This is a genomic window from Streptomyces sp. NPDC021356 (assembly GCF_040641015.1).
Lineage (GTDB): Bacteria > Actinomycetota > Actinomycetes > Streptomycetales > Streptomycetaceae > Streptomyces.
Window position 1 is genome coordinate 1 of record NZ_JBFACU010000062.1, and the last position, 24,588, is coordinate 24,588.

Genomic DNA, 24,588 nt, shown 5'->3' on the forward strand with positions numbered 1-24,588 from the left:
ACGACGTCCTCGCCGACATCCGCGCCGCACGCCCCGCCCACGAAGAAGCACTCCGCCAATACCACGCCAACCACACCAAGGAGACCGCGCGATGACCCACGACGCGGACTCCTTGTCTTTCGAGCCGTTGACCCCGACCTCGTATCTGGATCGTGCCGCGGCGGCGCACGGAGACCGGGTCGCGGTGGTGGATGGGCAGTCCCGCTGGACCTATGCGGAGCTGCGTGATCGGTGTCAGCGGTTGGCAGGTGGGCTGGCACCGCTGGCCGAAGGCCGCCCGGTGGCGGTGCTGACGCCGAACACCCATGTGTCGTTGGAGGTGCATTTCGGGGTGCCGTGGGCGGGGGTGCCGCTGGTCGCGGTGAACACGCGACTCGCGGTAGACGAGGTCACCTACATCCTGGAGCACTCCAAGGCCGCCGTGCTGATCCACGATCCGTCGTTCGACGGGTTGGTGGACGAGGTCCTCACCCGGCTGGACGCTCCGCCGTACCGGATCCGAGCGGGGCAGGAGTACGAGGACCTACTGGCTGCTTCGGAGCCGCTGCACCTGACCCCGGCCGACGAGCGGTCTCTGCTGTCGATCAACTACACCTCCGGGACCACAGGTCGCCCCAAGGGCGTGATGTACCACCACCGGGGGGCGTTCCTGCAGGCCGTGGCAATGGTCGGGCACACAGGACTGACGCCATCGAGCGTGTACCTGTGGACGCTGCCGATGTTCCACTGCAACGGATGGACGCTCCCGTGGGCGGTGACTGCAGCGGCCGCGACGCACGTCTGCCTGCCGAAGGTGAACCCGGCGGAGATCTGGCGACTGCTCAAGGAGGCGGGGGTCACGCACTTCAATGGGGCGCCGACGGTGCTGTCGATGATCGCCTATGCCAACGAGGCCGCGCCGCTGGACCGCACGGTGCGCATCGCGACCGGTGGGGCGCCGCCGTCGCCGGCGATCCTGCGTCGGACGGCGGAGCTTGGGTTCGAAGTCACGCACCTGTACGGGCTGACCGAGACGTACGGCCCGGCGATGCTGTGCGACTGGCGCCCGGAGTGGAACGACCGCGACGCCGAGGCGAAGGCCCGGCTCAAGGCGCGCCAGGGCGTCGGGAACATGATCTCGTGCGTGCCGCGGGTGATCGCGAACGATGGCACCGACGTCCCTGCTGACGGTGTCACCACGGGGCAGATCGCATTGCGCGGCAACAACCTCATGCTCGGCTACCTCGACGACCCGGAGGCCACCCTGGCAGCGGTGCCGGACGGGTGGTTCCGGACCGGTGACATCGGCGTCGTGCACGCTGACGGGTACGTTGAACTGCGTGACCGCTCGAAGGACGTGATCATCTCCGGGGGGGAGAACATTGCATCGGTCGAGGTAGAGCAGGCGATCGAGGATCATCCAGCGGTGTTGGAGGCCGCGGTGATCGCCGTTCCGGACGAGCGCTGGGGTGAAGTCCCCGCCGCCTACGTGCGCTTGAAGGACGGGGCCACGGCGACTGAGGCGGAGATCATCGAGCATGTAAAGGGCAGAGTGGCGCGGTTCAAGGCGCCGAAAACGGTCACGTTTACAGAGCTTCCGAAGACTTCCACGGGGAAGATCCAGAAATTCGTGTTGCGTGAGAAGGCCTGGGCCGGGAGCGAGAGACGCATCCGGTGAAACAACAGCAGTGACGGTGGTCGGCAGGTCGCCGTCAGGGAACGCCGTATCTCGCGCTGTCACACGGCCGGGCATCCGGCACTGACCAGAAATGGGACGAGTACTCCTGACCTGCCACGCACTCCAGGTGAAAAGGCCTATCGGGCCGTATCCGAGTGTCCCTGCCGAAGGCGGTGATAGCCCAGTGATTCAGCAAGCTTCGCAAAGGGCTCAGTCCCTGGACGAGTTCAGCCGACTCACACCTCAAGGCCCGCGACACATCGTCGCCGTCATCCTCATGTGGCGAGGGCGCATCGGGTTGTTCAAGCGCAGTGGATCTGTCCAGCATGACGCAGGCCTGTGGCACTGCATCACTGGATATCTGGACGCTGACAGCGACCCGGTACGGCAGGCCATCCAGGAGATCTGGGAGGAGACTCTGCTCCCCGCCCGCGCTCTGGAATACTTGACTGCGGGCCCTACGCTACGCCTGGCCGACCCTCGGGGCGGTCCGGACTGGACCGTGCACACCTTTGTGGCCTGTACCAGTCAGCGCCGGCTCACTCTCAACTGGGAACACGAGGCATACCGGTGGGTTCGGCCCTGGAAGCTGGCACAGTTCGACGGGCAAGTCGCATGGCTGTCGGATGTTTTACAAGCGATCAACTCTGCCGTCAGGCGAAACTCGTGATCACGTCACATAGATGTGCAGAGATTTGATCGAGCCCTGAAATTCAGTCGTCCGGCTGCAGAGTGCGGCTTCCTGAACAGCGCTTTCCATGGCAGGGTAGTGGCATTGTGCAATCGTCAGCGCCCTGGCCGGCCGTCTGCCAGATGCGGTAGGGGCGGAGGAATCCCGCACACGTATTCCGGCAGTGCGTTTTCGAAGGATCAGCTGATCAGGCGTTGACGGCATCGGGAGGCCGTCCACTGGTCATGATGCACCGCGAATGCCTGCCAGCAAACTCGAAGTTTGAGCAGAATGCTCAACTCAATGGCAATATCTTGTGCAATCGCAGGCTCATGTGTCTACTTGCGGAGCACAACGCGAAATTTCTTAAGGCATGATGCCGAATGCGGAGGAGGTCTGTGATGGTCGCGGAACTGAGGTCGGCGGACGCCGACAGCTCTGGTCGTGCCCGGGCGGAGGAGCTCGTCGTGCTGAAGGCGGTTGAGCAGCGGGTGCTGTGGCTCTCCACCGCGATCATCGATCATGCCAATCGGGTACGGCCGAACCCTACAGGTCTGAAAGTTGGTGGTCACCAGGCGTCCAGTGCCTCGATGACTTCCATCATGACTGCGCTGTGGTTCCATTCGCTGACCGCCGAGGACCGAGTGTCGGTAAAGCCGCATGCCTCACCGGTGCTGCATGCGATCAACTACCTGCTGGACGAGCTGGACGAGTCCTATCTGACCACGCTGCGCGCCTTCGGCGGCCTGCAGAGCTACCCCAGCCGGTCCAAGGACCCCGACCCGGTCGACTACTCGACCGGCTCGGTCGGCATCGGTGCCACCGCCCCCCTATGGGGCGCCCTCGCGCGGCGCTATGTGGAGGGTCATTTCGGCGGTGCCGGCACAGGGCGCCAGTACTCCCTGCTCGGCGATGCGGAGCTGGACGAGGGAGCGACCTGGGAAGCCATCCAGGACCCGATGGTGCCGGGCCTGGGCGAAGCGGTGTGGATCGTCGACCTCAACCGGCAGTCCCTCGACCGAGTCATCCCTGGCATCGCCGCGGACAAGCTGCGAGGCATGTTCGCGGCTGCCGGCTGGCAAGTGCTCACCCTCAAGTACGGCCATCTCCTGGAGGGGTTGTTCACCAGGTGTGGTGGCGAGGCCCTGCGTGCTCGTATCGACACCATGGGTAACCCCGAGTACCAGCGTCTGCTGCGCTGCTCGGCCGACCAGCTGCGCGAGCGCCTGCCCGGTAACGGCTCCACGGCACAGTCCATCGCCGAGCTCATCGCGTCCCTAGACGATGCCTCACTGCTGGCGGCCCTGCGCAACCTGGGCGGCCACGACGTCGGCGCTCTGATGGACGCCTATGACGCCGTCGACGACACTCGGCCCACTGTGATCTTCGCTTACACGATCAAGGGCTACGGGCTCCCCACCGAGGGCCACCCGCAGAACCACTCCTCGCTCCTGACAGCCGACCAGATGACGGCACTGGCCGACCGCCTCGGACTGGATCTGGGTCACCCGTGGACCCGTTTCGCCGACGGTTCGGCGGAAGCGGCCCTGTGCACCAAGGCGGTCCAGCGCCTGCGCCGCCCCGGATGTACACTGCAGCAAGCTCCCACGGTACCCACGGACCTCAGTCGAGCCGCGCCGACCGGCACCGGCAATACCCAGCAGGCTCTCGGACGCGTCCTGCTGGACCTCACCCGCCGGGCACCGGAGGCGGCGAGCCGGATCGTCACCGTCAGTCCGGACGTCAGCTCCTCCACCAACCTCGGCGGCTGGCTCAACAAGGTGGGCGTGTGGTCGCCCACCGAGCGCCCCAACTGGTTCGCCGACGACGCCGAGACCATCCTGCACTGGCGTGAGCAGCCGACAGGCCAGCATGTGGAACTCGGCATCGCCGAGACCAACCTGGTCGGCGTGCTCGGTGAGCTCGGTGCCACCTGGAGCCGCTGGGGCCAGCCGCTGCTGCCGATCGGCGTGGTCTACGACCCGTTCGTCAACAGGGCCTTGGAACCGTGGTCGTTCGGCATTTACGCGGGCGGACAGTCGATCCTGGTCGGCACCCCGTCCGGTGTCACGCTCGCCCCGGAGGGCGGCGCACACCAGTCGATCACCACGCCTTCGCTCGGCATCGAACAGCCCGGCTGCGTCACCTACGAGCCCGCGTTCGCGATCGACACCGAATGGTGTCTGCTTACCGCCCTCGGCAACCTCGGTAAAACAGACGGCAGTTCGGCCTACCTGCGGCTGTCCACCCGTCCCGTGGACCAGACACTCGCCGCCGTGCCCACCGACCCTGCCGCCCGCGAACGCCGCCGCCGGCATGTGACCGCCGGAGCCTACCGGCTGCGGCAACACGAGAAGCCCGTGGTGACTATCGCTGCAATGGGCGCTCTGGTACCCGAAGCCCTGGCCGCCGCCGACCGCCTCGCCGCCCTCGGGCAAGCCGCCGATGTTGTGTGTGTGACCAGCCCTGACCTGCTATTCCGTGCGCTCCAGGCCCGCCGCGGGCTGTCGGACGACCCGACCTGGATCCTCGACCAGGTCTTCCCCCTCGACCGGGCCACCCCGCTCGTCACCGTCCTGGACGGGCACCCGCACACCTTGGCCTTCCTGAGCACCATCCAGAACGTTCCCGTCAGTACCCTCGGTGTCACCAAGTTCGGCCAGTCCGGGGCGATCGAGGATGTCTACCGCTACCACAACATCGACACCGACAGCATCATCACCACCACCCTCGACCTCATCGACTGAGCGAGAACCCGACAGCTCCTGCGTGAAGGGACCGGCGCAGGAGAGCAAACCGCCCCACCGTCCCCGCCGACAGCGTCCCGCATGACCACGCATCGCTGCGCCTCACCCGGGGGGCTATTGACTTCGGCTCGTCAAGGTGACGTGAGTTCATCGAGGGCCAGGCCGGTGCCGGCTATGAAGCCGTCGAGGGTGGCGGGCCGGTACCGGAGGCGTTTGAGCCGGTTGCGGACGAGCGTCTCGAGCCGGTCGAGGGCGACCACGGCGAGGTTGGCCAGGCTGCGCTTGACGTGTGCCCCTACCCACTCGACGGGGTTGTGAGGGTCCCCTCGTAGCGTGGAGTCGGTGATTGCAGGGGAAGTTGGGGTTCATGGGGTCCAAGCAACAGAAGTACGATGCCGAGTTCCGTGAGGGTGCTGTACGCATCGTGATCGAGACAGGCAAGCCGAGTTCGGAGGTTGCCGAGGAGCTCGGGGTTCATCCGGGCACGCTGCACAGCTGGGTCTCGCGGTGGCGGCGCAACGGTTCGGCTTCTTCGGACCGGCCTGTGCCGGCGATGCCGGGCGGTCGGCTGAAGGAGGCCGAGCGGGCTGAACTAGGTCGTGTCTTCAATGGATCTTGACTGGTGGATCATGGTCGGGTGATACGTCGCCATGAACTGTCCGATGCGGAGTGGGAGTTCCTCCGTCCGCTGCTGCCCGAGTCCTTGCGTGGACGGAAGCGGTTGGACGATCGAACCGTGCTCAACGGGATCGTGTGGAAGTTCCGGACGGGCACGGCCTGGCGGGACGTGCCTGAGCGGTACGGACCCTGGCACACGCTGCACACCCGCTTTCGCCGGTGGGCCCTGGACGGCACCTTCGAGCGGATGCTCCAGGCCGCCCAGGCCCGGGCGGACGCGGCGGGAGAGGTCGACTGGCTGGTGTCGGTCGACTCCACCGTCGTCCGCGCCCACCAACATGCCGCCGGGGCTCGAAAAGGAGGCTCCGCAGCCCCGCCCTCGGGCGCTCCCGGGGCGGCCTGACCAGCAAGATTCACCTGGCCTGCGATGCCTTCGGGCGTCCGCTCGCCTTCGTGCTCACGAGCGGCAACACCAACGACTGCACCCAGTTCACCGCCGTGATGGAGGCGATCCGGGTGCCTCGCATGGGCCCGGGACGCCCCCGGTTGCGGCCCAACCATGTGCTGGGCGACAAGGGCTACAGCTCCCGCGCGATACGGACCTGGCTGCGACGTCGCGGCATCAGCCACACCATCCCCGAGCGGGCCGACCAGATCCGCAACCGGCTCCGGCGCGGCAGCCGAGGCGGGCGCCCACCGGTCTTCGACAAGCAGCTCTACAAGCAGCGCAACGTCGTGGAACGGTGCTTCAACCGCCTCAAGCAGTGGCGCGGCATCGCGACCCGCTACGACTGTGAGGATGGTCGGGTGCCGCCTCGGGCGGTGGTCTGGCCCGCGCTACGACTGGCCTTGGTGCCTTGGTTTTGATCTGCCGACTGCCGTCTGAGGCGGTGCTTGCTGCCGCCGGGCCGGTGGGCGTGTCCCGATAGGGGCCTTCGCGACAGGCACCGTCACAGTCCTGACCGCCACACCTGGTCCGGCGTCGGCCACCGGTGTTCCCGAAGCGCTCAGGAGACAGGCGACCGTGCCCAGCATGACCCAACCCACCAGTCCCCGCCACCACATGGCCGAAACGTCCGAGGACGTTGTACTCGGAGTGGACACCCACAAAGACAGCCACGTGGCTGCGGTGACCACCATTGCAGGGGCCATGCTGGACACCCGCAGCTTCCCGACCACCCAGGAGGGCTACTGGCAGCTGCTGTCCTGGGCACGCTCCTTCGGGCGGCTCCAACGGGCCGGCGTCGAGTGCACCGGCTCCTAGGGCGCGGCGTTGACGCGCTACCTGCACAGCGAAGGTGTCACGGTCATCGAGGTCAACCAGCCGGACAAGGCCACCCGGCGCCGGCGCGGCAAGACCGACGCGATCGACGCGGCAGCTGCAGCCCACGCGGTGCTGTCCGGCAGGGCCACCGCCACCGCCAAGACCGGCGACGGTCCGGTGGAGACGATCCGGATGTTTAAGATGGCCAAGGGCTCCGCGATCAAGTCGCGCTCGCAGGCGATCAACCAGCTCAAGGCCATCCTGGTGTCCGCGGATCCTGCCCTACGCGAGTCGCTGACCGGCCTGAGCAACCCCAAGCTCATACGCAGGTGCTCCGAGCTGGAAGCCGCGGACGGGGCCGACCCGGCAGCCGCGGCCCGCCACACACTCCGGCTGCTGGCCCGACGGATCCAGCACCTGACCGAAGAGATCAATGACCTCACCGCCCGGATCACCACCGCCATCGCTGCCTGCGCACCGAGGCTTCTGGAGCGCTACGGCGTCGGCCCGGACACCGCTGCCGCGTTGCTGATAGCGGCCGGGGACAACACAGACCGGATGAGCAGCGAGGCATCCTTCGCCGCGCTCTGTGGCGTCAGCCCGGTGGAGGCATCGTCAGGCAAGACCCAACGCCGCAGGCTCAACCGCGGCGACCGCCAAGCCAACTCCGCGCTTTATACCATCATCCTGGCCCGTCTGCGCTGGGACACCCGCACGCGCGACTACGTGGAGCGACGCATCAGCGAGGGCAAGACCCGCCGAGAAGCCATCCGCTGCCTGAAGCGCTACGTTGCGCGAGAGATCTACCAAACGATCACCTTGCCCAGGCAGACCACGATGACACCAGCATCAGCCGCTTGACATCCATAGGGGCATCAAGACCGCCGAGTCCTACCAGGCAGCCGTCACCCTCGCCTCGCTCCTGATGTGGGCGTGACATTTGAAGACAACTCCTAGTAGTGCTTGGTCAGGTTGGTATTGGCTCTGGCATGTTGCGGTGACAGGTGGGGCAGGCGCCGGTCCAGACCGCGAGGAGTAACTGCATTTCGCGGGCGACTCGGTAGAGGCTCAGGCCGGCGCCGTCTCTTTTGGGGACCGGGTGATGCGCTGGAGGGTGCAGAAGGCGTGCGCGACGGAGACGAGGGTGACGTGGTGGTGCCAGCCTCTCCAGGTGCGGCCCTCGAAGTGGGCCAGGCCCAGGGCCTGCTTCATCTCGCGGTAGTCGTGCTCAATGCGCCACCGCAGTTTTGCGGTGCGCACGAGGGTGGCCAGCGGGGTGTCGGCGGGCAGGTTGGACAGCCAGAACTGGACGGGCTCGGGCTCGGTGGCGGGCCATTCGGCCGGCAGCCAGCGCACCGGCAGTTCCGGGCCGTCGTTGTTCTTGCGGATCTCGCGTCCAGCGGGACGGATCCGCAGGGCCACGAACCGCGAGTACATGCGCTTCACACCGCTGCGACCTGTGCCCGGGCGGGAGCCTTCCCTCCGCTGCACCGGCTTCGCGGCCCGCTTGCCGGCCTCGATGACCAGCCTCTTCACCGCCTGGGCCGGCTCGGGATACGCAGGCTGGGGCCGCGGGCCGCGACCGCCGTAAGGCGGGGTGTGCGGCCGTGCCTCTTCCGGCTGGGCGGTGGTCGTGGTGGAGATCCCGACCACGTAGCCGAGCCCGCGTTCTTCCAGACCTGGCCGGAAGGCTGCCGCATCGCCGTAGCCGCCGTCGGCAACGACGAGCGGGACATCGATACCCCACGACCTGGTCTCGTCGATCATGTCCAGGGCCAGCTGCCACTTCTCGACGTGGCCGATCTCTTCAGGGATGCCGCATGCGGTGCGGCGGGCGACCTGGGCCGGATCGGCCTTCGGAGAGCCGGGATCCCAGCTCTCGGGTACAAACAGCCGCCAGTCGACAGAAGCCGACGCGTTGTCGGAGGCCAGGTGCAGCGAGACGCCGGCCTGGCAGTTGGTGACCTTGCCGGCGGTGCCGGTGTACTGCCGGGCCACACACGCCGAGGCGTCCCCGTCCTTGAGGAAACCGGTGTCATCCACGATCAGCGCGGTCGGTTTGATCACGTGCTGCATCCGCCAGGCCAGGCGGGCCCGCACATGCGCTGCGTCCCACGGGCTGGTGGTGATGAAGTTCGCCAGGGCCTGCCGGTTGCCGTCCTCACCCAGCCGGGCGGCCATCGGCTCCACCGACTTGCGCCGCCCGTCCAGCAGCAGTCCCCGCAGATAGACCCCGCCCCACCGGCGCTGATCCGCCCGTGCGAACGGCTCGAACATCTCTGCCGCGAAGTCCTCCAGATCGCACCGGACCGCGGCCAACTCCCCATCCATCACAACAGGTCAACGGAACAAGCGATCAAAGGGACACGCCACCGGCGAGTGAACCTGACCAGGCCCTACTAGATCTTCGTCCAGGCGAGTTGCACCCGCTGACTTGATGGCGAATCAATGCGAAAGGTCGTCGCGAACGGTACGACACGTGATCACGCCGAGGTCCTGGGCCGGAGGGACGGGTGTCTCACCCCGGCCGGTGGCCGGGCCGACCAGGGCCATACACCGCGGGCGCCGGGGGATCAGCCATGACGTCCCCGGGGGCCGGTTCGGGGCGCACCGTCCAACGAGGCTGCGGTCCCGCCGTCACGGGGCGGCCGCTGCGGCGCCTCCGGCGCTCCGGCGATCTTCCGTGCGAGCGCCGCGACGTCGTGCGGTGGCAGGTAGCTGTCCAGCGCGTCGACGTCGCACAGCCGGGCGCGCAGCCCGTGCAGACAGGCCTCGGTGAACTGCCGCTGCTCATCGGGCTCGGACATCAGCCCGCCTTCTGCATACCCCCGGAGCCCACGGCGGCGCGCAGGTCCGGGGCCGAACTCTTCCGGCCTCTTTCTTGTCTCCAGCCGAGCGGGATACGCCTTGTTGGTTCTCCCGTATGGCCGATGTGCCTGGCGCGAGGGCGGGGGTAAAGCCGGAGCAACTCCCGAAAAAGCGACATGCTTCGTGTGGCCTATGAATTGCTACATCAATCTCTAAGGTGCATAAACAGCACTCAGGAATCAGTCCACATGTTGGACGGTGTCTTGATCTGGCGAAAGACCGGCTCGAATCTGTTGCGCAACAGCCTTCTTAACCAATATGAAAGTGGCTGTGAAACCTGCGGGTCCGGTAGGTCAGGGAAAGGCGAGGGGCTGAAAGTGGTGAATTCGGACGGAAAGCGTGCGAACGGCTCTCGCGCGCTCTGTATCGCGGCGATCCGGGACCTGGGCCGGGCCACCGTCGCTGAGATCGCCGCCACCGCCCGCCTGTCCAGGCCAACGGTGGAGGCCGCGCTGGCGGACCTCACCGCTGACGGCCTCGTCGAGGCCGAGGCGGATCAGGTCCAGCACGGTGAGGCGGGGGGCCGTCCGGCCAGGCAGTCGAGGTTTCGCTCCGAGAAGGGCGTCGTCATCGGTGTCGACCTGAGCGCTTCCGAGATGCGGGTCCTGCTCACCGATCTGGCGGGCCGCACCGTCGCGGTGGGCTCGTCGGGGTGGCCCGGTTGCAGCGACGCGCGACCCGAGCTCGGTCAGGTGGTCTCCGTCGTCGAGGAAACGCTCGGTTGCGCCGGGTTCAGCCGCGCCGACCTGCGGGCCGTCGGCATCGGCGTGGCGGGTCTGGTGACGCCGAACGGTGAGGTCCTTACGTCGCCGGTCAGGTCCTGGGTCGGCACCAACCTCCAGGACCGGTTCGCGGCGCTGCTGGGCGTCCCCGTGGTCGTCGACAACGACCTGTCGCTCGCCGCCGCGGCCGAGTCGCGGTTCGGTGCGATGGAGGAGGCCGGTACCGGCGTCTACGCGCTCACCTGGCACCATGTCTCGGCACGGATCACGGTCGACGGCGCGGTGCTTCGCGGGCGCCACAACAGCGCCGGCGAGGTCGGCCTGCTTCGGTCGTTCAGCGACATCGAGGTTCCCACCGGGCCGCTGAACGAGGCCATGGCCCGGATCGCGCGGCCGCTGGAGCGGCTGCTCGCTGATCCGACGGACGCGGAAGGCCGCAGGACGCAGCAGGCGCTGGTGTCGGCCATGACCCCGGCGATCGGCGCGCTCGTGCTCGCCGTCGACCCCGACGTGGTCGTGCTGGGGGGCGAACTCGCTCGGTTCGGGGACCTGATCGCGTCCGACCTGGCCACCGCGGTGGGTGAGTTCGCCGACGGCGCGGGCGAGCTCGACGTGGTGATCACCTCCACCTCGCTGGGCCGGGACGGGGTGTGCGTGGGTGCCGTGCACCGCGCCTTCGAGGGCTTCTCCGCCGCGATTTACGGCACCGACGGGGTGGCTCCGCCGCGGGTACGTCCCGCCCTCACTTCCGGCACCGGGCATCCCATGGCCCAGCCGCGGATCGCCCTGCTGGACGGTGGCGGCGCGCTGGGCGAAGCGGTCAGGGCGTCACAGCTGGCGAGTGGCGTCCGGAGCTACGCCGAGGTGTCCGACCTGCTGGCACTCGAGGTCGCGCCGGAGCACGTGTTCGTCGATCTGCCCGGTCCGGAGCGGGCCGCCGCGGCGAAAGCCGTGCTGGATCGCGGGATCGCCGTCACGCTCGCGGCGCCGCCGGCCGACTCGCCGGCCGCGCTGGACGAGTTGCTGGAGGTGGCGGTGCGGACCGGCGTGCCGATGTGCGTCGATCACGCGCCGCGCAGGTCTCCTGCGGTCCGCACCCTCAAGGCTTGCGTCGACGACGGGCTGGTCGGGGACGTCACCGCCGTCTGGTGCCGGCATCTCACCGAGGCCGACGCCGACAGCCAGGTGACGGACGAGCAACTCGCCCTGGACATCGACGTCCTCCACTGGCTTTCCCAAGGCACGACCGAGTCCTGCGGTGCCGTCGGCTCCGTGCCCGACCCTGCCCGGGCCACCGATCGTGAGCCACGGATCTCGATAATCGCGTTCGCGCTGGACAACGGCGTGTCCGCGGGCTACATGAGGGGCCGGGGCGCCGGCCCCGTCCGGCGCTGCTACAGCGTCATCGGGACGACGGGCCGCCTGGAGAGCGACGGCGACGACGTCTGGCTCACCGGGACAGCGGGCTCCGAATCGTCGGTTCTGGTGCCCCCACCGGGGCCTGAGACTCCGCTGGATGTGTCGGCGTTGGCCGCCGGACCCGCCCGCTCGGCCAAGGAGGCGCGGGAGGCGTTGGCGACGGTCCGGGCGATCCGGCTCTCGCTTCTGCGTGAGGGCGAGCGCTGCCGTGTCGAGCCGCCCAACGCGGAGCTCGTCACTTACTTCACCAGCACGAACCAGGAGGAACCTCAGTGCTGAGGTACACGATCACGCGAGTGCTGTACATGATCCCGACCGTCGTCGGTTCGACGTTCCTGATCTATCTGCTGGTCTTCCTGGTGCCCGGGGATCCGGTGCTGGCGCTGGCCGGCGGTAACAAGCGGCTCTCGCCGGCGAGCATCGCCGCGATCCGGAAGCAGTACAACCTGGACGACCCCTTCTTCGTGCAGTACGGGAAGTACCTCGACCACGTTCTGCACGGGAATTTCGGATACGACTTCAACGACAACTCGGTCACCGCGCTGATCAAGACCGCCTTCCCCTACACGTTGGCGCTCGCGCTGTCGGCCTTCGCGTTGAAGATCGTCATCGGCGTGCTGCTGGGGGTCTGGACCGGGCTGCGAAGGGACGGCGTACCCGAGAAGTTCAACCTGTTCTTCACGGTCTTCTTCCTCGCCGTACCGAGTTTTCTCGTCGCCTACTTCTCCCAGTACCTGATCGGTATCAAGGGGCACCTGCTGCCGATAGCCGGCGTCCAGGCCGGCTACCCCACCGCGTTCGTCATGCCGGCCCTGGTACTGGCGCTGGAGACCGCGGCACCGCTGGCGAGGCTGACCCGGACCAGCCTGGTCGACGTCCTGAAGGCGGACTACATCACGACGGCGCGAGCCAAGGGCGCCTCACCCGGTCGGGTGATCTGGCTGCACGCCCTGCGGAACGCGTTTCTGCCGGTGGTGACCTACCTCGGACTGAGCCTGGCCAGCCTGCTGGGCGGTTCGGTGCTGATCGAGTCCATCTTCAACCTGCCCGGTCTCGGCGGCACCCTCGCTACCGCGATCTCCCAGCAGCAAGGGCCGGTCGTCGTCGGCGTCTCGGTGTTCCTGCTGCTCTTCTACCTGGTCACCGCCTTGGTGGTCGACCTGCTCTATCCGATCATCGACCCGAGGGTCCGCCATGTCTGATGCCATCGAGGCTCTGGTCGCGACCGGAGCCAAACCCGAGCCGCCCGCCCCGCTGGAGCGCGGCGGGAAGCGCCGCGGACTGATGACGCAGGGGCTGCTCCGCACCCGGCGGCAGCCGTTCTTCATCCTGTCCGTGCTCATCATCGCGGTGGTCGTGGCGATGGCCGCCGCACCGAGGTTGTTCACCCACACCGACCCGCGGGACTGCTCACTCGTCGACTCCCGGCTGGGCCCCCGATCAGGGCATCCGTTCGGCTACGACATGCAGGGATGCGACTACTTCTCCAACGTCGTCCAGGGAGCGCGGATCTCCCTGGAGGTCGGCCTGCTGGTTGCGGTCTTCACGTTCTTCATCGCGATGGTGGCCGGTTCGCTGGCGGGGTACTTCGGCGGCGCCGTGGACACAGTCATCTCCCGCACCGCCGACATCGTCCTGGGTGTGCCGGTCGGGATAGCCAGCCTGGTGATCCTGTACCAGTTCAAGTCGCGGACCGTGTGGACCATTGTCTTCGTGCTGGTGCTCTTCAGCTGGGCCGGAACGATGCGGTACCTGCGCGGTTCAGTGCTCCAGATCAAGCAGCTGGAGTACGTCCAGGCCGCCCGCCTGCTGGGGGTCGGGCACTGGGGGATCCTACGCCGGCACGTCATCCCCAACGCGATCACTCCCCTGGTCGTGATGTCGACCCTCAGCGTCGGCGCCGCCATGACGGCCGAGGCGGGCTTCTCCATCCTCGGTGTCGGAATCAAGCTTCCGGCGTTCTCCTGGGGCGTCCAGATCGCGGCGGCCAGTACGGACGGCAACTGGCAGGTCGCCCCGCACCTGATGTTCTTCCCGGCCGGAATGCTCGGCCTGACCACGCTCGCCTTCGTCGTGCTGGGCGAGAACCTGCGTGACGTGCTCGATCCCAGGGGGCGTTGATGAGCAACCCACTGCTCGAGGTCAAGAACCTGGGCATCGAATTCCGCTCCGGCGACCGTCGGCTGCCGGCGGTCCAAGACCTCAGCTTCAGCATCGCCCGGGGCTCGACCCTGGCGGTGCTGGGCGAGTCCGGGTGCGGCAAGAGCATCACCGCCAAGGCGATCATGGGCATCCTGCCGACACCGCCGGCGCGAGTCACCGGCGGCCGGATCCTGCTGGAGGGAACCGACCTGCTGGGCCTGTCGCCCAAGGCGTTTCGCAAGGTGCAGGGCGCCGAGATCGCCATGGTCTTCCAGGACGCGCTGTCGGCGCTGAACCCGGTGGTGCCGGTGGTCCGGCAGATCGCCGAGCTGTACCGGATCCACCGCGGCGCTAGTCGGCGTGACGCGGCGACCGCCGCCATCGACATCATGAAGGCGGTCAAGATCCCGGACGCCCCGAACCGGGCCAGGGACTACCCGTTCCAGTTCTCCGGCGGGATGCGGCAGCGGATCATGATCGCCATGGCGCTGGCGCTGGAGCCCAAGCTCCTCATCGCCGACGAGCCGACCACCGCGCTCGACGTCACCGTCCAGGCGCAGATCCTCGACCTGCTCGCGGAGCTCCAGCAGGAGCGCGACATGAGCCTCATGCTCATCACGCACGACCTCGGCGTCGCCGCCCACATCGCCGAGGAGGCGCTGGTGATGTACGCCGGCGGCGCGGTCGAGCAGGCACCGATCGCGGAGCTTCTGGACCGGCCGGCCCACCCCTACACGATCGGCTTGCTCGGCTCGATCCCCGGACCGAAGCATCGGGGCGCGGACCTGCCGACGATCCCGGGGCTGCCGCCCCAACTGGCGAACCGGCCGACCGGATGCGGCTTCCACCCCCGCTGTCGGTTCGCCACCGACCTGTGCCGGAGCGAGGCTCCGCACCAGCACCAGGTGTCCGCCGACCGCACGTCAGCTTGCCATCATTGGAAGGAGGCCACGGATGAATACCAGGCTGCTGGCGCTTGAGGAAGTCAAGCAGGCGTACAAGCCCAAGAGCGCGAAGTTCGGCGCCCGGCAGACGGGTACGGTTCGCGCAGTCGATGGCGTGACGCTGGACGTGGCACCCGGTGAGACCGTTGGCCTGGTCGGCGAGTCGGGCTGCGGGAAGTCGTCGCTCGCCAAGCTGATCGTCGGGCTGGAGCAGCCGGCGTCAGGGCGCGTGCTCTGGAAGGGACGAGACCTCGCGGAGATGAGCCGCGCGGAGAAGAGCGCCTTCCACCGGGGTGTCCAGCTGATCTTCCAGGACCCGTTCGCCTCGCTCAACCCCCGCCGCACGATCCGCGACTCGGTCGCCGAGGGCGTCCTCGCCCACGGGCTGATGCCCAAGCAGCAGATCCCGCAGCGGGTCGACGAACTGCTGGCGGATGTGGGTCTCGACCCGGCGCACGCGGACAAGTACCCGCACGAGTGCTCCGGCGGCCAGCTCCAGCGGGTCGGCATCGCCCGGGCCCTGGCGCTCAGCCCCGACCTCCTGGTCTGCGACGAGCCCGTGTCCGCCCTGGACATCTCCGTTCGGGCGCAGGTGCTGAACCTGCTGAACCGGCTCAAGAAGAAGCACGGTCTGACGATCATCTTCATCGCGCACGACCTCGACGTGGTCCAGTACATGTCCGACCGGATCGTCACGATGTACCTCGGGAAGATCGTCGAGGAAGGACCGCGCGACGCGGTGTACGGCACGTCGGCCCATCCGTACACCCGGGCGCTGCTGTCGGCAGTGCCGAAGAGGCTGCCGCCCGGGCACCGGATCGACCGCGTCGTGCTGGAGGGTGATCCGCCGTCGCCGATCGACCCGCCGCCGGGCTGCCCGTTCCACACCCGCTGCTACACCGCCGTCGCCGAGTGCGCCAACACCCTCCCTACGTTGACCGAGGTCGGCACCGGCCACCGGGCGGCCTGCCTGCGCGCCGAGGACGTGCGTACCTCCCGTGTCGGGCTGCCCTACCGCGCTTCCTGACGCCTCCGCCTGCCCGGCCCTGCACATACCGGGGTCCGTACCCCCGAGAGGAACAGCATTGCGAGTCGCCAACACCGTCGTTGCCGCAGTCTCGGTCCTAGCCGCCTCGGCAGCTCTCACCGGCTGCGGCAGCCTCAACGGCACCTCGGGCAACGGCATCCGGTCGGGTGCCATCACCGCCGTGCAGATGGGGACGATCACCCGGATCACCGGCCCGCAGAACCCCGGCAGCCAGATCGGCATGGCCCTGTGTGAGGGGCTGACCAGGATCGACGACGCCGGCAAGGTCCACATGGACGGGGCCCAGAGCGTCAGCAGCACCGACCAGGTCACCTGGACGGTCAAGGTCGCCCCCGGCCGGACCTTCTCCGACGGCACGCCGATCACCGCCAAGACGTGGGTCGACTCGTTCAACTTCACCGCACTCGGTTCCAACGCGATGGCCAGCAACTACGCCTTCGAGCACGTGCGGGGGTACTCGGAGCTGAATCCGGCCAAGGGCAAGGCCAAGAGGACCACGCTGTCGGGCCTGAAGGTGATCGACAACAACACCTTCACCCTGACGACGGACAGCCCGAACAACGACCTGCCCTACATGCTGGCCACGCTCCCCTTCTGCCCCATGCCGAAGTCGGCGTTCAAGAACCCGATCGCCTACGACAAGAAGCCCGTCACCAACGGCCCCTACGTCCTCACCAAGCTGAACCCGCAGTTCCAGGCGGTGGTGGAACGGCGGAAGGACTACAAGGGCTGGATACCCAGGGGCGCGGCGTCAAAGATCACGTTCCGGGTCTACAACGACCCCAATACCGCCTACCAGGACGTCGTCGCCGGCAACACCGACGTCCTGCGCAGCCTGCCACCGGGCCTCGTCGCCCAGGGCGAGAACGCGCTCGGAGACAAGGGCCTGACCCCCATCGCCAAGAACACGCTGGAGACCTACGTCACCTGGCCGACCTACCTGGACAAGAAGTACCCCAAGGAGGTCCGTGAGGCGTTCTCGATGATCGTCGACCGGGACGCAATCTCCAAGAACCTCTTCCTCGGCTCCAGCCAGGCCGCCCGCTCGCTCATGCCGAACTCGGTGTCCGCCTACCGCGCGGACGCGTGCGGCTCGACGTGCGGCTTCGACCCCGCAGGTGCCAAGAAGCTACTCGACCGGTCGGGCTTCAAGGGCACCATCCCGCTGCTCTACGACTCGTCGGACACCACGTTCGCCGCGGCGGCCCTGGCCATCTCCAACGAGGCGAAGAAGATCGGGCTGAACGTCGAGCCGCGGCCCAGGCCGACAGCCGCACTCGGCGCGGACACCAACGACTACTCCTTGGACGGGCCGAGTATCGCGCTGTGGGGTTCGTCGTTCCCGAGCGCGTCGGAGTGGGTGGCCTCCGTCATGGTCGACGCCAACTACCGGCTGAAGTACACCAACGCGACGGCGTCCTCGGAGGTCGCCAAGGCATGGGCGGCGAAGAGCCCGACCCAGGCCGACCAGCACTGGCGGGCCGCAGAGGACTCGATCCTCGCCGACCAGGTCATCCAGCCCCTGTACTACCAGGTGATGTACATCGCCCACGCCGCGTGCCTGAGGCCGCACGCCGCCGGTGGCGACATGCAGATCTACCGCACGGAAATCACCTGCAAGACCAGCAACTGACGCGTATCGCGCCGGGTGCCCCGATGGCTGACCGGCCGCCGCACCCGGCCGCGTGCCCCGGTGGCCGTTCCGGTCACCAAGCTATGGAACGAGGAGTCTTCGCACATGGACGCACGCATCGGCATCATCGGCTTCGGACTCAGGTCGAGCCTGTGGCGCTACGCCCACAACCCGGGGAACGGCTCGCGGGTGGTCGCCGTGTGCGACAGCGACGAACGCGGCCGCACCGACGCGGTGGAGAAGATCGGCGACGGCCTCCAGGTGATGGCTTGCATCGACGAGCTGCTGGGCCTCGACCTCGACGCCGTGATGGTCCTGACCCCGGACTATCTGCACGCCGAGCACGCGATCCGGACGTTGCAGGCGGGGGTGCCGACGTTCCTGGAGAAGCCGATGGCCATCACCGTCGAGGGCGCGGACCAGATCCTGGAGGCGGCGTACCGCACCGGCACCCGGCTCTACATCGGGCACAACATGCGGCACATGCCAGTGGTCAAGGCCATGCGGGACGCGATCCTGGCCGGCCGGATCGGCCAGGTCAAGGCCGTCTGGTGTCGGCACTTCGTCTCCACGGGCGGCGACTTCTACTTCAAGGACTGGCACGCCGACCGGACCAAGTCCACCGGGCTTCTCCTCCAGAAGGGCGCCCACGACATCGACGTCATCCACTGGCTGGTCGGCGGCTACTCGACGACCGTCTCGGCCGTCGGGGCGCTGAGTGTCTACGGCGACATCACCGACCGGCGGGACAACTCCGACCGCCGGATGTGGGACTGGTACGACAAGGACAACTGGCCGCCCACCGCCCAGCGGGAGATGGCGCCGCAGGTCGACGTCGAGGACATCTCGATGGCCAACCTGGTGCTGAACAACGGCGTGCTCGCCTCGTACCAGCAGTGCCACTTCACCCCCGACTACTGGCGCAACTACACCGTCATCGGGACCGAGGGCCGGCTGGAGAACTTCGGCGACGACGATTTCGCCACGATCAAGCTCTGGAACAAGCGCTCCGACTCCTACCGGGGCGAGGCCGACGAGATCATCGAGGTGCCCCCGGCCGAGGGCGGTCACGGCGGGGCCGACCCGTTGCTGATCTCCGAGTTCATCCGGTTCGCCGTCGAGGGCGGCCCGACGATGACGTCCCCGATCGCCGCCCGGCAGTCGGTGGCGGCAGGCGTCGCGGGAACGCAGTCGATCCGCAGCGGGGGAGGGGCGGTCCAGGTCCCGCCGATCCCCGCCGAGATCGAGACGTACTTCCTCCGCGACCAGGTCAAGGACGTGACCGAGGCGAAGCCTGGGCCTCGCTGAGCGGACGCGGAGGGCGCGGTGTAACGGGGAGCCGCCGCCGTCCGTCCAGGACCGCCGTGCGGGGATGACCTGGCGCCGGGGGCCGGTCTGGTGGTCCTGCCTGTGCTCTGGCCGTGACGGCGGCGGCCGTCGTTTTCTGGATGTCGGCTGATCTGCTGCGGCCCACTGGCGGCGCTCACGCGGAAGGAGCTGGGTCGCGTCTGCGGCCGCGGCCGTCCACGCTCGCCACCTGCGCGTTCATCCCGAAACCCGCGCTTGGCGCGGCGGCCGGGTGCTCCTCGTCCTCTGAGGCTGATCCTTGGAGTGGACACCCCGGGCAATGGATTTGATGGTCCAGGGAGGGATGTCCAGGGGGGCGCAAGTCTCCGTATTCGGAGGGATTAAGGAAGGATGCGGTCGCGCTCTATCGCGCTGTGGCCGGGAAGCAACTGGCCGCAATGCGTCGCGCGGACACGGATCTGCTGGCACTGCTCGGGAGAGAGGTTTCGCAGCCTGGAGCCGCCGCCCGCACCAGGGACAGAAGTCGATCGTGAGACTCGACGTGCCTCGTCATGGATGATCAACCCGTACTCCTGGAACTTAGCACTGAAGTCAACCAGCGCGTCCGGGCAGGCGAATGGGTCGTCGTGCTCGGCGCAGCGCATGTCCACGCGATCGGTCATCGCCTCGCAGCAGTGATGGGTCATGACCTCGGCTTCCGTTGATCGGCACCATGACCAGGAGTAGATCACGGTCTGTTTCGATCAGCCGGCGTGTGAGGTTCTGGCGCTGAGCCGCGTAGCGGGATGTTCCTTCGCCGGTGTCAGGCAGGGGGTAGCCGAGTACTGAGAACGGAGGGACGGCGGGTATTCCGCTTTCGCCTTGGAGGCAAGCCAGATACTTTCGGACACGTCGCGTCCCGCCATCGCCGTCCCGCTGCCGGTCGTCGGCGACCATATCGGCGAGATCGCTCGGCGCTTCTCCATACGTCTCTTCGACGGGCATCCCGAACTGATGGAGGGCGTCTTCAACCGCGGCAACCCGGCGCACGGCCTTCAGCAGCAGGCGCTGGCCGGCGCGGTGGCCGCGTTCGCGACGACTCTGCTGGAGACGCCAGAGCGCGTTCCGGAGTGGATGCTGCCGACGGCGAGCGCCGTCCCTGACGCCGGAGACGGCGGCCGACACGATGTCGGCCGCCGGCTGACGGGAGGGATGCCCGGCCGGACACGCGCAACGACGTGGGTGTCACTGCGTCGCGCTGCCCGCGCCCCAGTCGTTCCACGACATGTTCCAGTCGCTGAAGCCATTGTCCGGGGCCAGCGTGGTCGTGTCCGCGGAGTTCTTGACGAGCACGACGTCACCGATCATCGAGTTGTCGAAGAACCAGGCGGCCGGCAGCGTGTCGTCCCCGCCACCCCTGAGGTCCTTCAGGCCCACACAGCCATGGCTGGTGTTGACCTTGCCGAAGACCGAGTCGGCACTCCAGTAGTTGCCGTGGATGAACGTGCCCGAGTCGGTCAGGCGCATGGCGTGCGGCACGGCCTGGATGTCGTACGCCGGCTTGCCGTCCTTGTTCGTGAGGCCGACGGTCGAGGCGTTCATGTGGATCTGCGGGTACTTCTCGGAGATGACCATCCGACCGTTGTACGTCGGGTGCTCGGGGCTGCTGGACGAGATCGGGATGGTCCTGATCGTCTTGCCGTCCCGCACGACGGTCATCTGCTTGGTCTTGGTGTCGACCGTGCTGATCTGGCTCCGGCCGATCTTGAACGTGACCGTCTTCTGTACACCGTGGATGTTCATCCGCACGGTGACGGTGGAGCCGGGCTTCCAGTAGTTCTTCGGACGGAAGTCCAGGCGGTGGCCGTTGAACCAATGACCGACGACCGGCTGGCCGCTGCTGGAGCTGACCTGGATCTCCGACTGCACGGCGCCCTTGTCGCCGATCGCCTCGTCGAAGGTGAAGCTCACCGGCATGCCGACGCCGACGGTCGAGCCGTTCTCGGGGGAGAGGTGCCCGACGAAGTCGTTGGCCGGGGAGAGCGTGGTGATCACCGCGTTCTCGGTGACGGCGCGACCCTTGGCGTCCTTGGCCTCTGCGGCGACCTGGTACGTGGTGGCCCGCTGCAGCGGTCCGGTCGCCTTCCAGGACATGCCGTCCGCGGACAGCGTGCCCGGAAGCTCGGTACCGGCCGCGACCGCGGTCATGGTTACCTTGATGAGCTTGCCGTTGCCGACGGTGACTTTGACGGGAGTGTTGATTCCGACGTTGTGGGCGCCTTGCCCGGGGGTGATCACCATTCGGGCGTCGGAGGCTTCCTGGGCGGATGCCTGGCCCGTCGGCGCTTGCGATGCCGGGTGGTTACCGGTGCCGTTTTCGCCGGTGGCAGCGCTACTGGTGCCGCCGAGGGCGGTGAGGGCGACTACGCCGCCCAGTGCGCCGGCCGCAGCCACCAGGCCGGTGCGTCGTTTACGTGCAGTGATCAAACGCTACTCCCATGCCACTGGTCTTCGCTCCCTGGAGGTGGTTGCCCGCAGCGGGCAACCAGCTGTCAAACCACTTATAGGTGCTTATCCCTCCTGAAATGACCAATTTGTGGTGAAGGCCACGCCTCAGGTTCCGGCCCGGCTCTGTGACGCCGCTCCGGACCGGCAGGTCAGCGTGGCCCCTGGCCGCCGACGATCCGCCGAGGAGGAGCGTGCGAAGGCTCACCGGCCTTGCCGGTGACGAGTGCGACGCCCAGTTGGCGCCGCTGGCGCGGAGCATCCGAAGCCGTGCAGGCGGCCGCCATCGAGCATGCCGAAGCCGCCGAGGCGAGTCGATACCAAGTGGAACAGGCTGAAGAAGGCCGTTCGGCACGGCCAGGAAGACCCGGCCGTCGAACAGCTGCGGGTGCCGAAAACCTTATCCATGGCCTGTGACCGGCGCGTTCTCGTGAATGGCCACCGGTTGCCAGAATGGGTGGGTCAGGCTGATGGATCGTGCTGCTGCGACTGCCCTACCTCGCCGTCGTGAGCGTGTTCGCCTTCATCCGTCTGCTACCGATGAGCGACGCGGACAAGGACATCGAGATCCTGACGCTGCGCCACCAGTTGGCGGACCTGCAGCGGCAGATCGACAGACCCGGAGTGCCCCCGGCGGACCGCGCTCTCCTGCCCGCGCTCCTGAACCGGGGTCCCCAGACCCAAGCTGCGACAGCTCCGGCTGATCGTCGCCCTGGAGACGATCCTGAGGTGGCACCGCGACCTCAGGAGCCGTCGCCACGCCGACCCCGCCCGCCGCAAGCAGGCCGCCAGATCGCCGACCCGCCGCCCCATCCAGGCTCTCCTTCGCGCCTGGCCCGGGAGAACAGCTCCTGGGGGTACGTACCGGCGCATCCACGGTGAACTCGCCGTGCTCGGCATCGAGGTCGCGCCCTCAACCGTCTGGGAGACCCTGCGGGCGCACGGGATCGAACCCGCTCCCGAACGCGGCCGCCAGACCTGGGCCGCCTTCCTGCGCGGCCAGGCCCACGCGATCCTGGCCTGCGACTTCTTCACGGCCGCCACCCTGAACGGCGCGACCGCGTACGTCTTCGCCGTCATCGAGCACGCCGACCGCCGTCGCGACAGCAAGTACACCCGGGCGTTCGATGCCGTCTTCGAGGCCGAGGGCGTCGAAATCCTCACCACCGGCATCCGCGTTCCCCGCATGAACTCGATCACGGAGCGCTGGGTGCAGACCTGGCGGCACGAACTCCTCGACCCGTACCTTGATCTGGAACCAGGCCCACCTGCTCCACGCGCTGAACGAGTTCGAGGCGTACTGCAACGGACATCGGCCGCACCGCACCTTGCACAGTGCGGCACCGCTTCGGCCGGCCCCCGAACCGATCACTGACCCGGACCGACCATTACCTCGACGTCCGCCGACGTGATCGACTCGGCGGCATCCTCCACGAGTACGCACACACAGCGTGACCCGCGAGGACGTAATAATCGGCACTCGCACCGCGCGGGCGTCCGCGACACGGACGCGGACGGCCAGGCGCGCAGCCGGCCGTACGCCAAGCCGGGCCCTGTCACCACGAAGCCCTCCGCGCCTGTTCAGGTCACACTCGACGGGGTGTTCGCACCCTGATCAAGGGCTGACCGAGTCCGGCCGGGTGCCGTCGCCGGTCTCCAGTGCGGTGACCAGCCGGTCCAGAGCCGGTAGCGCCTGGTGCAGCGCCGCCCGGTCGGCGTCGGACAGCTCCTCCACGACGCGGGTGAGGGCCGCGGTGCTGGCCCGGTCGTAGCGCTCCAGCAGGTGCAGGGCTTCCTCCGACGCGGTGAGCACCACAGTCCGTTGGTCGTGCTCGGGCCGGATCCGTTCCACCAGTCGTGCGGCGGACATCGCCCGGACCAGGTTGCTCACGGTGGACGGTGCCACCCGCACGCGCGTGGCCGCTGCGCCGGGGCTGAGACCCTCGGGTGAGGAGGACAGCGCCCGCAGCAGTTCGATCTGTGCCTCCGGCAGGTCGGGCAGTCCCTCGGCGTTGCGGGTGGCACGCAGGACGGCACGCCGCAGCGGTCCCAGAAGTCCGCCCAGCCCCGCCGCGACGCGGGCCGCCTCCGGTGTCCCGGGTGCACTGCGGTCACCCATCCCGTCCGCCGCTCTGTCTGTGTTGCGCATGCCCCATTGTGGACTACGTAGATAAAGTTTTGTGGCAAACGTATTTTGTGGCAAAGTGGTGTGTAGGGCGATGGCCCCGGACCGGCCGAACCGTACGCCGGCGGGTGACCGCTCGCAGCACAGCAGGGAGAACCACCATGACCACCGTGCACGACACCCCTACGACCGTCGAGAGCCCCGTCCCGCCGCAGGATCTGTCCGGCATCGTCGGGCACCGGTTCATCTACACGTACGCGAACGGCTGGCAGTACGAGATGTACGTGAAGAACGCCACGACCATCGACTACCGCATCCACTCCGGGATGGTCGGCGGCCGCTGGGTGAAGGACCAGGAGGTCGACTTGGTGCGGCTCGCCGACGACGTCTACAAGGTGTCCTGGAACGAACCGACCGGCACCTCAGTCGTCGTCAACGTGCTGCCTCGTCTGCGGGTCCTGCACGGCACCATCTTCTTTCCGCAGTGGATCGAGCAGGACGGCAGCAAGACGGTGCTCTACCAGAACGACCACCTGGAGGAGATGCGCGCCTACCGGGACGCCGGCCCCATCTATCCGATCTACGTCGTCCCGGAGTTCGCCCGCATCACCCTGTTCGAGTACGTCGGCGAGAACGATGAGAGCGTCGTCGCGGTGGGCCCCGAGGACCTGCCCCGAGGCTTCGCCGACCGCACCGACTGAAAGGCGGCGGCATCACCCCGCCGCCTCCCGTGGCGATTGCCCCGCGGGGTCGCGGTGCCGGTCTCAGCGAGTGCGCGCCAGACCTCCCCGAGGACCAGACCGGCGCAGACCTCCCTTTCATAGAAGCCGTTGTCTTTCCGAGAGACGGGTTCGTTTCCGCTGGTCAGGTGTAGGTGCGGTGTTCCGGTGGCAGGGACGGGGTGTCGTGTCGTCTCTCCGGTGGAGGTGTCGGGATGCC

18 protein-coding genes and 3 pseudogenes are annotated in these 24,588 nt (G+C 67.9%); 15 read left to right on the forward strand and 6 right to left on the reverse strand.

All coding sequences use genetic code 11. From position 1 onward, the window contains the following. Positions 1-91 precede the first annotated feature (91 nt). The 3 genes from AB0G56_RS40050 to AB0G56_RS40060 all read left to right on the forward strand — a co-directional run bounded on the left by AB0G56_RS40050 (position 92) and on the right by AB0G56_RS40060 (position 5,074). On the forward strand, positions 92-1,657 hold the full coding sequence (locus AB0G56_RS40050; protein ID WP_360980606.1) for an AMP-binding protein: 1,566 nt from the start codon (positions 92-94) through the stop codon (positions 1,655-1,657). Positions 1,658-1,748: 91 nt separating this feature from the next. After that, positions 1,749-2,327 (forward strand): NUDIX domain-containing protein, encoded by a 579-nt coding sequence (locus AB0G56_RS40055; protein ID WP_360980609.1) that lies wholly within the window; start codon positions 1,749-1,751, stop codon positions 2,325-2,327. A gap of 401 nt (positions 2,328-2,728) precedes the next feature. Next, positions 2,729-5,074: a pyruvate dehydrogenase gene (locus AB0G56_RS40060; RefSeq protein WP_360980612.1), complete on the forward strand. Its 2,346-nt coding sequence runs from the start codon at positions 2,729-2,731 to the stop codon at positions 5,072-5,074. Positions 5,075-5,205: 131 nt separating this feature from the next. On the opposite strand, the pseudogene AB0G56_RS40065 reads toward AB0G56_RS40060, so the two are convergent. After that, positions 5,206-5,388 (reverse strand): annotated as a pseudogene (locus tag AB0G56_RS40065) (IS630 family transposase); the annotation flags it as partial. A 53-nt stretch (positions 5,389-5,441) separates the two neighbouring features. On the opposite strand from AB0G56_RS40065, the gene AB0G56_RS40070 reads away from it, so the two are divergent. From AB0G56_RS40070 to AB0G56_RS40080, 3 genes and pseudogenes are all read left to right on the forward strand, one after another. Next, positions 5,442-5,693, forward strand: a complete 252-nt coding sequence (locus AB0G56_RS40070) for a transposase (RefSeq protein ID WP_360980615.1) — start codon at positions 5,442-5,444, stop codon at positions 5,691-5,693. 21 nt (positions 5,694-5,714) lie between these two features. Then, positions 5,715-6,621: pseudogene (locus AB0G56_RS40075) on the forward strand (IS5 family transposase). A gap of 134 nt (positions 6,622-6,755) precedes the next feature. Beyond that, positions 6,756-7,817, forward strand: a pseudogene (locus tag AB0G56_RS40080) (IS110 family transposase). A gap of 207 nt (positions 7,818-8,024) precedes the next feature. Here AB0G56_RS40080 and AB0G56_RS40085 read toward each other — a convergent pair. Together AB0G56_RS40085 and AB0G56_RS40090 are read right to left on the reverse strand one after the other, a co-directional pair. Then, on the reverse strand, positions 8,025-9,287 hold the full coding sequence (locus tag AB0G56_RS40085; protein ID WP_360980618.1) for an IS701 family transposase: 1,263 nt from the start codon (positions 9,285-9,287) through the stop codon (positions 8,025-8,027). Between the two features lie 242 nt (positions 9,288-9,529). Next, the gene (locus tag AB0G56_RS40090; RefSeq protein WP_360980621.1) at positions 9,530-9,763 is read right to left on the reverse strand and encodes a hypothetical protein; all 234 of its coding nucleotides are present in this window, start codon (positions 9,761-9,763) and stop codon (positions 9,530-9,532) included. A gap of 249 nt (positions 9,764-10,012) precedes the next feature. On the opposite strand from AB0G56_RS40090, the gene AB0G56_RS40095 reads away from it, so the two are divergent. The 7 genes from AB0G56_RS40095 (at position 10,013) to AB0G56_RS40125 (ending at position 19,040) form a co-directional block, all read left to right on the forward strand. Then, entirely contained in the window at positions 10,013-12,244 is a 2,232-nt protein-coding gene (locus AB0G56_RS40095) for an ROK family protein (RefSeq protein WP_360980624.1), read from the forward strand. After that, on the forward strand, positions 12,238-13,167 hold the full coding sequence (locus AB0G56_RS40100) for an ABC transporter permease (protein WP_360980626.1): 930 nt from the start codon (positions 12,238-12,240) through the stop codon (positions 13,165-13,167). The genes AB0G56_RS40095 and AB0G56_RS40100 overlap by 7 nt, the downstream gene beginning before the upstream one ends. Beyond that, the gene (locus AB0G56_RS40105) at positions 13,160-14,086 is read left to right on the forward strand and encodes an ABC transporter permease (protein ID WP_360980629.1); all 927 of its coding nucleotides are present in this window, start codon (positions 13,160-13,162) and stop codon (positions 14,084-14,086) included. Before AB0G56_RS40100 ends, AB0G56_RS40105 begins: the two co-directional genes overlap by 8 nt. Then, on the forward strand, positions 14,086-15,087 hold the full coding sequence (locus AB0G56_RS40110) for an ABC transporter ATP-binding protein (RefSeq protein ID WP_360980632.1): 1,002 nt from the start codon (positions 14,086-14,088) through the stop codon (positions 15,085-15,087). Before AB0G56_RS40105 ends, AB0G56_RS40110 begins: the two co-directional genes overlap by 1 nt. Continuing rightward, the gene (locus AB0G56_RS40115; protein ID WP_360980635.1) at positions 15,062-16,078 is read left to right on the forward strand and encodes an ABC transporter ATP-binding protein; all 1,017 of its coding nucleotides are present in this window, start codon (positions 15,062-15,064) and stop codon (positions 16,076-16,078) included. Before AB0G56_RS40110 ends, AB0G56_RS40115 begins: the two co-directional genes overlap by 26 nt. A 58-nt stretch (positions 16,079-16,136) precedes the next feature. Continuing rightward, on the forward strand, positions 16,137-17,732 hold the full coding sequence (locus tag AB0G56_RS40120) for an ABC transporter substrate-binding protein (RefSeq protein ID WP_360980638.1): 1,596 nt from the start codon (positions 16,137-16,139) through the stop codon (positions 17,730-17,732). A gap of 105 nt (positions 17,733-17,837) precedes the next feature. Next, positions 17,838-19,040, forward strand: a complete 1,203-nt coding sequence (locus AB0G56_RS40125; protein ID WP_360980641.1) for a Gfo/Idh/MocA family oxidoreductase — start codon at positions 17,838-17,840, stop codon at positions 19,038-19,040. Between the two features lie 380 nt (positions 19,041-19,420). Here AB0G56_RS40125 and AB0G56_RS40130 read toward each other — a convergent pair whose 3' ends face one another. Next, entirely contained in the window at positions 19,421-19,771 is a 351-nt protein-coding gene (locus tag AB0G56_RS40130) for a hypothetical protein (RefSeq protein ID WP_360980644.1), read from the reverse strand. A gap of 493 nt (positions 19,772-20,264) precedes the next feature. Further along, positions 20,265-21,503 (reverse strand): Ig-like domain-containing protein, encoded by a 1,239-nt coding sequence (locus AB0G56_RS40135; protein WP_360980656.1) that lies wholly within the window; start codon positions 21,501-21,503, stop codon positions 20,265-20,267. Between the two features lie 910 nt (positions 21,504-22,413). On the opposite strand from AB0G56_RS40135, the gene AB0G56_RS40140 reads away from it, so the two are divergent. After that, complete coding sequence (locus AB0G56_RS40140; protein WP_360980647.1) at positions 22,414-22,899, forward strand: hypothetical protein; 486 nt, start codon at positions 22,414-22,416, stop codon at positions 22,897-22,899. A gap of 240 nt (positions 22,900-23,139) precedes the next feature. Here the strand turns inward: AB0G56_RS40140 and AB0G56_RS40145 are convergent, their stop codons facing one another. Next, positions 23,140-23,673 carry a MarR family transcriptional regulator gene (locus AB0G56_RS40145; protein WP_360980650.1) on the reverse strand — a complete coding sequence of 178 codons (534 nt, stop codon included), beginning with the start codon at positions 23,671-23,673 and terminating at the stop codon, positions 23,140-23,142. Between the two features lie 137 nt (positions 23,674-23,810). Here AB0G56_RS40145 and AB0G56_RS40150 point away from each other — a divergent pair, with 137 nt between their 5' ends. After that, positions 23,811-24,350 carry a phenolic acid decarboxylase gene (locus AB0G56_RS40150; RefSeq protein WP_360980653.1) on the forward strand — a complete coding sequence of 180 codons (540 nt, stop codon included), beginning with the start codon at positions 23,811-23,813 and terminating at the stop codon, positions 24,348-24,350. The last annotated feature ends 238 nt before the right edge of the window (positions 24,351-24,588 follow it).